Origin of the sequence: Antarcticimicrobium sediminis (assembly GCF_004348975.1) — a bacterium.
Classification (GTDB): Bacteria; Pseudomonadota; Alphaproteobacteria; order Rhodobacterales; family Rhodobacteraceae; genus Antarcticimicrobium; species Antarcticimicrobium sediminis.
In genome coordinates this window covers 375,993-385,609 of sequence record NZ_SMFP01000003.1, presented here as the reverse complement: position 1 = coordinate 385,609, position 9,617 = coordinate 375,993, and the positions used below count along the sequence as shown (strand labels likewise).

At 57.2% G+C, this 9,617-nt stretch carries 9 protein-coding genes and 3 pseudogenes; 6 read left to right on the top strand and 6 right to left on the bottom strand.

Annotated elements, in window-relative coordinates; genetic code table 11:
• On the bottom strand, nt 1–384 hold a 384-nt coding region (locus tag E1B25_RS07385), incomplete at its 3' end, for a heavy-metal-associated domain-containing protein (RefSeq protein WP_132828109.1).
• A gap of 14 nt (nt 385–398) precedes the next feature.
• On the bottom strand, nt 399–788 hold the full coding sequence (locus tag E1B25_RS07380) for a mercuric transporter MerT family protein (protein WP_132828108.1): 390 nt from the start codon (nt 786–788) through the stop codon (nt 399–401).
• A 75-nt stretch (nt 789–863) separates the two neighbouring features.
• On the opposite strand from E1B25_RS07380, the gene E1B25_RS07375 reads away from it, so the two are divergent.
• Together E1B25_RS07375 and E1B25_RS22850 are read left to right on the top strand one after the other, a co-directional pair.
• On the top strand, nt 864–1,352 hold the full coding sequence (locus E1B25_RS07375; RefSeq protein WP_245510637.1) for a MerR family transcriptional regulator: 489 nt from the start codon (nt 864–866) through the stop codon (nt 1,350–1,352).
• Nucleotides 1,277–1,457, top strand: a pseudogene (locus tag E1B25_RS22850) (hypothetical protein); the annotation flags it as partial. The gene E1B25_RS07375 and the pseudogene E1B25_RS22850, both read left to right, overlap by 76 nt.
• A gap of 401 nt (nt 1,458–1,858) precedes the next feature.
• Here the strand turns inward: E1B25_RS22850 and E1B25_RS07365 are convergent.
• From E1B25_RS07365 to E1B25_RS07350, 4 genes and pseudogenes are all read right to left on the bottom strand, one after another.
• The gene (locus tag E1B25_RS07365) at nt 1,859–2,311 is read right to left on the bottom strand and encodes a GNAT family N-acetyltransferase (protein WP_132828107.1); all 453 of its coding nucleotides are present in this window, start codon (nt 2,309–2,311) and stop codon (nt 1,859–1,861) included.
• Between the two features lie 13 nt (nt 2,312–2,324).
• Nucleotides 2,325–2,555 (bottom strand): hypothetical protein, encoded by a 231-nt coding sequence (locus tag E1B25_RS07360; protein WP_132828106.1) that lies wholly within the window; start codon nt 2,553–2,555, stop codon nt 2,325–2,327.
• Between the two features lie 79 nt (nt 2,556–2,634).
• Nucleotides 2,635–2,775: pseudogene (locus E1B25_RS07355) on the bottom strand (ATP-binding protein); the annotation flags it as partial.
• Between the two features lie 71 nt (nt 2,776–2,846).
• Nucleotides 2,847–4,379, bottom strand: a complete 1,533-nt coding sequence (locus tag E1B25_RS07350) for a PAS domain-containing sensor histidine kinase (protein ID WP_132828105.1) — start codon at nt 4,377–4,379, stop codon at nt 2,847–2,849.
• A 286-nt stretch (nt 4,380–4,665) separates the two neighbouring features.
• Here E1B25_RS07350 and E1B25_RS07345 point away from each other — a divergent pair, with 286 nt between their 5' ends.
• The 4 genes and pseudogenes from E1B25_RS07345 to E1B25_RS07330 all read left to right on the top strand — a co-directional run.
• Nucleotides 4,666–5,037: a TRAP transporter large permease subunit gene (locus E1B25_RS07345; protein ID WP_132828104.1), complete on the top strand. Its 372-nt coding sequence runs from the start codon at nt 4,666–4,668 to the stop codon at nt 5,035–5,037.
• A 205-nt stretch (nt 5,038–5,242) separates the two neighbouring features.
• Nucleotides 5,243–6,856 carry a thiamine pyrophosphate-binding protein gene (locus E1B25_RS07340; protein WP_132828103.1) on the top strand — a complete coding sequence of 538 codons (1,614 nt, stop codon included), beginning with the start codon at nt 5,243–5,245 and terminating at the stop codon, nt 6,854–6,856.
• 368 nt (nt 6,857–7,224) lie between these two features.
• Nucleotides 7,225–8,613, top strand: coding sequence for a hypothetical protein (locus E1B25_RS07335; protein ID WP_132828102.1), 1,389 nt, complete (start codon nt 7,225–7,227; stop codon nt 8,611–8,613).
• Nucleotides 8,570–9,425, top strand: a pseudogene (locus E1B25_RS07330) (integrase core domain-containing protein); the annotation flags it as partial. The gene E1B25_RS07335 and the pseudogene E1B25_RS07330, both read left to right, overlap by 44 nt.
• Nucleotides 9,426–9,617: the final 192 nt, after the last annotated feature.

The window sequence follows — 9,617 nt, the reverse complement described above, 5'->3', positions numbered from 1 at the left end:
GGCCCGACGCGGCTGCGCTGTGTGATGGCTACACCGCATCGGGCCAGCTACCCCTGCGCAAAATAAAGGGGTCATTTTTGGGCGCCGATAGGGGGTCAGGATTGCATGCCGATTGACACCATAACCCACACCGGTCACGGCAGCGACGATGGCCTCTGGGCCTGTGAGGACATCATCATAGCGCAGGACATAGAGGCCATTTCCCGCGTCGCCGTCGATAAACTCGAGGACTTCAACGCTCTCCACCCGCTTCATGGCGGTGGCGACGATATAGCTGCACGAGGGGCAAGTGAGCCCTTCGACCGCGACGCGTGTGGTGGCCTCTGCGGCCAGCGCTGCGCTGGCTGAGAGGATAAGGGCAGTGGTGGAGACAAGAAGTTTCATGGGGGACCTCATGGTCAGAATGTCAAAAGGAAGGGCGAGAGTGCCGGAAAGGCCAAAGCAAGAAGCACGATGAGCAAAGCGCCCCAGAGCACCCCGCGCATCAGCCTGCGATCAATCGGGCGCGCGCAGGTTCCGTCTACGCAATCTTCGGCGGGGACCGGGCGGTAGGCCTTCCAGAACCCATAGGCGAGCGCAGCTGCTGCGAAGCTCAAAGTCACCCATTTGTAAGCATAAAGGGCAGTAAGCTGACCGATGAAGACCCCGGTCACACCCAGGCTGACCAAAACAAGCGGCAGAATACAGCAAGAGGTCATTGCGAGAGCTCCGATCACTCCGGCGCCGGTGGCGAGCCAACCGGATCGGCCCTCAGGCTGGTTTGTGGTCGCGGTGGATTGATCTGTCATCGCTATGCTCATTGTTGCCCTGTGATGACTTGGACGATAGGATCTGTAGCAACTACAGGATCAAGGAAAAACTTCATGCCAGCCGATCACGGGATTGCGAGCGACCTAAAACGCTCTGACCTTGCGCGGCTGACCGGCTGCAACCTTGAGACCATCCGCTATTATGAAGGTGTCGGCCTGATGCCCGACCCACCGCGCAGCCCCGCCGGGCACCGGCGCTATGGGTCTGCCCACGTCGAAAGGCTTGGCTTCATCATGCGGGCGCGTGAACTGGGCTTCACCATGAAGGAAATCCGAGGTCTGCTCAGCATGGTAGATCGCGGTAGCCATACTTGCGCGGAAGTCGAAAAGCGAGGGCGACACCATCTCGACGTCGTGCGGGCGAAGATAAGGGATCTTCAGGACATCGAGGCTATTCTGGCGGATACGATTGCGAAGTGCAGCGGTTCGGACACGCCAGAGTGCCCTCTCCTCACCGTGCTGTCGGATGCCGCGGCGCGATCATCGAACGAGGTCCAAACGGAATCATATCCATCCGCCGCAACGGTCGCGCCTGGAAGGTAGATTGTCCCGCGGCCCCCTCTCGGCCGATTTATTCCACAAATCGCCTGCCGGGCAATGATCGCGCGAAACGAGATCCTGCGCGCAACCCGGCATCTGGGTCGGGCGTGAAGGCTGCCTCTGACAGCGCTGGACGCGGACTATACTTCATCGCATTTGCCAAACGTGCCCGAACGGAAACTTCCAGGCCTCTGATGCTCACAGGTGGTTTCAAAACGCGGGCGCAAGCGCAAGAGGCTGTGTCGAGCGGTGCTGTTAATGTGGTGGGCATCGCCCGTGCGCCTGTCTTGGAGCCAAACCGCCCAACGTGTGGGCGGCAAAGCAGATGCCAGAACCAGCTTTTCCAAGGTTCGCGGATGCGCCAGAAGGTGGAATAGCGGCGTGGTACACTATGCGCTTAACGGAAATCGGTGCCGACAAGGAAACAGACAAGATCAGCGACCTCGCGCAAGCAATCAGCGCCTATGAAGCTCGGGATAGTGCCCGGACCGAAATCTGGTCACGTCACTTCAATCGCTCTTCTCATAAATGACGCACGGCGATTTGGTCGCCACCTGATCATAGAGCATCCGGCCTTTGTAGTTGAATTCCTCCGTCTGCCAGTAGGTGCTTGGCACGCCATCCCGCTTTGCGGTTGCATGGACGGCCTCGATCAACGCCCGCCCGACGCCTTTGCCCCTCACGCCGGGATCAGTGAACAGGTCCATGAGGTAGCAGGTGTCTTCCACTGACCACATGTACCGATGATATAGAAAATGCGCCAATCCAACGGGATTTCCGTCAATCTCGGCGATGAGGCATTTATATTCGTTATCGCTGCTGGACAGAAGACGCGCGAAGGATGTCTCATAGACCTCCTCACTGACAGTCGTTTCATAGAATTCCAGATACGCCGTCCACAAACAACGCCAGTCGTCCTTGTCGCTTTCTTGCAATGGTCGGATTTTGGTCTCAGTTGACATATCGTGTCCTTGCTCATTGATTACTGAGTGCAACTATCAGGCCAAGTGCGACAAGAACACCGCCGCCCATCCGCTGCGCGATGCGGCTGCCAGAGCCAGAGGTTTTCAAATAGTGCGTTACTTTTTCAGCGAGGACAACGCAAAGCGCGTCGGCGCTCGAAAACATGATGTTCACGACTGTTCCCAGCAAGAGCCGCTGCACCCAAATCGCCAGACTTGCGTCGGTGTCCGTGAACTGTGGCAAGAACGCGAGATAGAAAATCGCAATCTTTGGGTTAAGGTGAATCTCCCCGGGTCTGTCGGAGACCATAAACTTAAGTAAGGATGATGGTTACCGGCGCGCTGCTTTTTGCTTTTTGAAGCCGCAGGAGCCTGCGTTCATCTCGGGCTTCCATCACCTCATGAACAAGCGCCGCGACAGTGATAACGCCGACAGACAGGCCTTTTTGACATGCCGACAGGCCATTAATGCGAGCTCACACCAGAGTAAGCCTTGTGCAACAAGGTCATGCCAAATTAAAAAATGGGGCAATCTCTACTCGTCGCCCCAATCAAGGCGCCGTTTCAAACAGAAAGAAAAGGTTGTGCCCTTTCCGACCTCGCTGACACAATTAATCGTGCCGCCATGATCATCAATGATCGCCTTGACTAACGACAGGCCCAGTCCCACTCCGCCTACCTTGCGGTGGTCCGTGGAATCCGCTTGGGTGAACCGATCAAATATCCTCGCCGTGATATCCTCCGGCATCCCGATGCCAATGTCCTTGACCGAAACCCGAACCATCGTTTTCTCACGCACAAGGGTCACTTCGACAATATCGTCGGCATTCGAGAACTTCAGGGCATTGGAAAGGAGGTTCTCGATTACCTGGAAAAGCCGGTCCCGGTCCCCCATCACACATACCGGACTCGCTGTTCCAAAAGAACAAATACGATTCTTTCTGACAATCGAGTGGCTGGATACTTCTCTTATCGCTGCTTCAATAACATGGGACATATCCACCCGCTCCATGTCAGAGACTATATTTCCTTTCTCGATCTTCTCCGCATCCAGAAGATTGTTGATCAAATATCCAAGCCGGGCGCTGCTTCTGTCGGCAATGTCAATCAAGTTCCCCGCCTTGTCCGGTAATTTGCCGCCAACACCGGATTTGATCAAATCAAGAGCGCCTTTCAGTGATGTCAGGGGCGTACGGAGTTCGTGGTTGACCGTCGCGATAAATTCCGACTTGGCTTTCTCGGCCTTCATCCGATCGGTGATGTCCTGAACAAGGACAACGAATCTCGGCCTTCCGCCTTCTGGATGAACCAACTGGGCGCTGACTTCCACGGGATATGTCGTGCCATCCGTTCTTGTAGATTCCGTGATGACAGAGACAACGTTTTTCTCTCCGGTTTTAATGCGGTTAAAAATTCCGATAACCTCACCATTTGAGAACTTCGAATCGAAGTCCATTGGTGTTTTTCCGTAGAGTTCTCTTTTTTTGAGTTTCCATCGGTCTTGAGCCATCTCGTTCAAATAGAAAAGCTTCAGATTATCAGCCCAGTACATGTAAACTTCGCTGTGAGAAAAGTTGAAAGTTTCCTGCTGGACCTTCAAAGCTTCAGCGGCTTTCTCCAACGTAATGTCTGTTCTGATTGAGAGGAATCCGGCCGGTTTCCCAATCTCATTGAGCCTGGGAACGATCGTGGATTTTATCCAGTATGGCTCCCCGCTCTTCTTTCTATTCTTCATCTCTCCCGACCAGGTCTTTCCACTCGCGATTGTTGACCACAATGCGCTGTAGAATTCCCTGGAATGGTAGCCGGAATTCAAAAGGCGATGGTTCTGCCCGATCAGTTCGTGCCTCTCGTACCCGCAGCTTCCAAGAAACTTGTCATTGACATAAGTAATACGGCCCGTGGCATCCGCGATGCTGACACTCGCATGTTGATCCAGCGCATAACTCAAAAAGCCTTCACCCAACGCTTTCTCACTGGTCGGGTGCAACCGGTAGGAGCTAATCTCCGGAATGGCGGAGTAGGGGGGCGTCGAATGATCTTCGATGTTCTTGGGGCGTTCAGTCATGGACACTCTTACTCAATACCCCCCACGGACCGCTCCCTATTGCTCATGACCAGAGGTTGTCAACAGGTTGATTTAATTTATATATCCGCATCCTTAGATATAAAAAATCCGGAATGTATGTCGATATTGAATTCAAGTAGTGGAAACTGTCTTTATCCGTGACGCAGAAAAATTCTGTCCACTCAATAGGACGTTGTCGCGCAAAGTGTGAACTGGCATGCATGTTTGGATGCCCCCTTCAATGTAAGGATTTTCTGACTTTCTGAGCGTGTGATCGGGTGCGGTCATGAACGTCGCGCGGCAGGTGTCGACGACCGCGGCCTACGTCATCTGCGTATCCGACGCCGGTCTTGCGCTGACCCAGCTGGGGCTGGAGCCACTTCAGGCGCATCTCTTCGTGTTCTGGTTCGCTTTGCTGTCCACGATCACGCCCCCGGTCTGTGGCGCAGTGTTCATTGCCGGGGGGGATGATCGGGGAAAACTGGTTGAAGGTCGGCTGACCGCAATGGCGCTGGGGGTCGGGCGTTACCTCATTCCGCTGGGCATGATCGCGAACCCCGATATCCTGCGGCTGGCCGGAAGCCCGGTCTTCGCGATCCTTGCAATGCTGCTGGTCGGCGCCGGGCTGGTCGTGATCTTCTCGGGCCTCTACATCTGAAGTGGATCCGCTGACGCGAGGCGAGCCGAATCTGGATTGAAACGGGACGCCCACATCGGTGCGCGAGATTTGCGCACCCATGCGCCGCATCATACGTGATATGACGCATTAATTGCCGCAAAAGCCGCAAGTATGCGCATTTCACGCACCATCAGTGCGATATGATCGCGGCAGACCTCAAAACAAGAAGCAGAAGAGCCGCAGCATGTACGTTTACCAATCTATCGCCCAATCCCTTGCCGACCACGGCCTCGACACGATGTTCGGACTGATGGGGGATGCCAATCTCTTTATGGTCGACCATTTCGTGCGTGACGCTGGCGCCACCTTCGTGCCCGTGGCCTTTGAGGGAAGCGCGGTTCTGATGGCGTTTGCCCATGGCCGCGTCGCGGGCAAGGTCGGCATCGCCACGGTCACCCATGGCCCGGCCTTGACCAACTGTGTCACCGCCCTGACCGAAGCCGCGCGCGCCCATGTTCCGATGGTTCTGCTGGCTGGCGATACCGCCGTTTCGAACCCGCAAAACCTGCAAAACATCGACCAGCGCGAAACGGTCAAGATCACCGGGGCAGGCTTCGAACAAATGCGCGCGCCAGAGACCGCGTCGTACGATGTCGCCCATGCCATCTACCGTGCGCAGGTGGAAAAACGCCCCATTGTCTTGAACATGCCGGTCGATTTCATGTGGCAGGAGGTTGAACACACCCGCCACGTCTTTCCGGCTTACACTGCGGCCTCCTACGTGCCCGAGGGTGATGACCTCGATCAAGCCATCGGCATGATCGCCAGTGCGAAACGCCCGATCATCCTGGCAGGCATCGGGGCCAAGGACGCCGTCCCGCAGATCAAGAAACTGGCAGACCGGCTGGAAGCGCCGCTGGCTACGACGCTGAAGGCCAAGGGGATGTTCAAAGATCACCCCTACAACATCGACATCTTCGGCACGCTGTCGACGCCCGCCGCCTATGAAGCGATTGGCAAGGCCGATTGCATCGTCGCGTTTGGCACATCCTTGCACCATTTCACCACCGACAAGGGGGCGTTGATGAAGGGCAAGCATGTCATACAGATCAACGACACCGTCACCGAGGTCGCCAAGAACTATCACCCCGATGCGGCGCTGATCGCCGATGCGGGCCTGACCGCCGACAACATCGTGTGGTGGCTGAACGAGGCCGAGATCCCCGGCAGCGGGTTTACCGCCGAGCTCGACATCACCGCGCTGACCGCCCATCCCAAGGGCGACCCGGACAAGGCCGCGCCGGGGTTCGTGAATTTCGAATACGCCTTGGACCGGCTGGAAGAGGCGTTGCCAAAAGACCGGTTTCTCACCACCGATGGCGGGCGCTTCATGACAGAGGTCTGGTGCCGCGTGTCCTGCCCCAACGCAGAAAGCTTTATCGCCACAACGAATTTCGGCTCCATCGGCTTGGGGCTGCAGGTCGCGATCGGCGCGGGCTATGCGGTGCCGAACCGGCCCATCGTGCTGTTCACTGGCGACGGCGGCTTCATGATGGCGGGCATCAACGAATTTAACACCGCTGTCCGGATGAAGCAGGACCTGATCGTGATCGTAGCGAATGACTCGGCCTATGGGGCCGAGCACATCCAGTTCCTCGACCGCAAAATGGACCCTGGCTTGTCGACCTTCGACTGGCCCTCGTTCGCTCAGGTCGGAACCGCGCTGGGTGGTCAGGGCATTCTGGTCGAGTCCAGCGAAGACCTGGACCAGGCGATCAAAGCCATCGAAACCCGAGATAAACCGCTGCTGATCGAGCTGCGACTGGCCCCGAATGACGTGCCGCGCATGCGGATCTGATTGCGGGGAATGCAACAACAACGTCGTTCGGTGCTCCAGCCCAAAGGTCGGCTTTCAAACTCGGGGCCTGTTCATCCCATGCCCGCCGCGAAGGTCAGCTCACCGTCATGACTGTCGGGCCGCCGCGAACGGCCCTGAGCCGATGTCCGTCGGCAGTCAGAACACTGAGTCGCAGTTTTCGCATTGAGGCCATTCGCGCATTTTGCAGCATTCTGGCGGCTTGATTGTCGGTCATGGGGCAAAACACGGTCTATGATCGCCATCGTATCGCCGCAGTATGAAAAGGATCTTGTTGTGCGGCCTCAACTTGCAACTTGTGCGAACAGCCTGCACACCGACAACTTATCAGGGAACAGAAGGTCATTTCGATGGGCAGCTTGGCAAACAGAACGGTGGGCCTTCTGCTTTGCGCGATCTCAGCGCTTGTTATTTGCAGGGAATGGAGTGTCGCAGAGTGGACGCAACCTGCCAAACCGTTTCTGGTTCTTGTCGTCGTTGCGATCCTTCTTTTTCAGGTGCGATGGTCCCGCAAGGCGTTTGTCGCCGTGGCCATGCTCATCAGTATCTCGCTGGTCGCCACGAACACTGATTGGCGCGGGATCATTACGCGTGGGCTCGAAACCGCTGCGTTCATCGGCGCCTTTTTCACCGTGCTGTCAACGCTTCGTACGGTCGCGCAGACCTCTCCGTCGATCCAGCGAGCCGGAACCTTTCTCGCAGGTCAGCCCCCCGGCAGGCGCTATGCAGCATTGACCGTAGGCGGCCAAGCGTTTGCCTTGCTTTTGAACTACGGGTCGCTTCAGCTGCTTGGTTCGCTGGTGACAGCCAATGCGAACTCCGAACCCAATCTCGAAATCCGCAGGCACCGTATTCGGCGAATGCTTCTGGCAGTTCAACGCGCCTTTGTCTCGGCGTTGCCATGGTCGCCGCTGTCCTTTGCGGTTGCGATCACTGTCAGCGTCATTCCGGACACAAGCTGGAGCAAGGCATTGGTTCCAGGCTTGATGACGTCGTTCCTACTTGTAGGGATCGGCTGGTCACTCGACACGATCTTCAAGCCTCGGCTTACAGTGAAGCCGGCCCGCAGCGCGCCGGTAGGAACCTGGGCAACGATGCTCCCGCTGGCGGTATTGTTGGCGGTTCTGCTCGTTGGCGTGGTGACACTGAGCGCGCTGACACAGGTTCGAGTGGTGGGTATCGTCGCTGTCTTAGTGCCTTGTATCGCGGTTGTATGGATGCTTCTTCAGCATTGGACCGAAAATCCAGTTTCTACCACATGCGCACGTATCAAGACCTACGTGCTGCAAGAGCTTCCCAGCTATCGTGGGGAACTGACCTTGCTGATGATGGCGGGTTTCATTGGCACGGCGGGGTCGCAACTGTTTGCTCCAATGATGCAGGCGACCGGGTTCGACCCGTCTTACCTGCCTTCTTGGCTCATTCTGGTCTCGTTGGTCTGGATCATCCCGTTGGCTGGACAGATCGGAATGAACCCAATCCTCGCCGTCACGCTGATCGCGCCGCTCATTCCGACAGCCACTGACCTTGGAGTGCAGCCGATAGCGATCGTTGTCGCGATTACATCGGGATGGGCCCTGAGCGGCGCGAGTTCGCCCTTCACGGCGACGACCCTTCTGATCGGTTCATTTGGCGGTATAAGCGCAACCCACGTCGGATTGGTATGGAATGGTGCTTACACGCTGATCTGTGGCGTTGTTTTGTCGATCTGGGTCATCACATTTGCCTATCTATTCTGATCATGCGATCCAGGCGAGCGACGAGCCGGCGTGGGTGGTGGCGGAGCGCTACGGGATTTCGGAGCAGACCGTTTGGAAATGGCGCAAGCGCGACAGCGTGTATGACCGCAGCCACACGGCGCACCGGTTGCAGACGAAGCTGATGCCGGCGCAGGAGGCTGTGGCGGTCTCCTTGCGCAAGAGCCTTGTTGCCGCTCGACGATCTGCTGGCCGTTGTCCGCGAGGTGCTGAAGACGGCCGCGCCGCGGCCCGCCCACAAGCCGTTCAAGGCCTATGAGCCCGGTTACCTGCATGTCGACGTCAAATACCTGCCGCAGATGGCGGACGAGGGCCGCCGCCGGTATCTGTTCGTTGCCATTGACCGCGCCACCCGTTGGGTCTTCGTGCGCAATTTGACGGCTGCACAGCTGGCCATAGCCTCTCAACCAGCATCATTGCGAAGGTGTTACGGCAAGGAGTTCACTGACCGCCTCTTTAGCCTGCGCCGTCGCGCCGCGACCGGTCATCATGATGTCGATCGCCTCTGCGCGGACCTCGACATCGAACACCGCCTCGCCCCGCCGATGCGGTCCCAGACCAACGGAATGGTGGAGCGGTTCAACGGCCGGATCGAGGACGTCTTGCAGAGCCACCGCTTCCGCAGCGGCGAAGACCTGGAACAGACCATCTTGTGCTACGTCCGCCTTTACAACAGCCAGCTCCCGCAATCCGTGCTCAAGGGCCGCCCCCCAATCGACGCGCTCAAGGACTTGCATCGCCAGAAACCGGAACTCTTCAAAAACCGAACGTATAATCACGCGGGATGTGACACCCAGGGAACGAAAGCTGGCGCGGGTTGCCATCAAGGCCGCGCTCCAGGCTGGTTCGGAGCATATGATCCAACACACCTCCAAACGTTTTGTCAAAGGCGACCATGTTTTCGGCCCTTACATGGGTCAGGTGTCGCAAATGTGCCGGGACAGCCTCCTCGAACAAAGCCAGTTTCCCGCCTTGCGGGTCCTCGC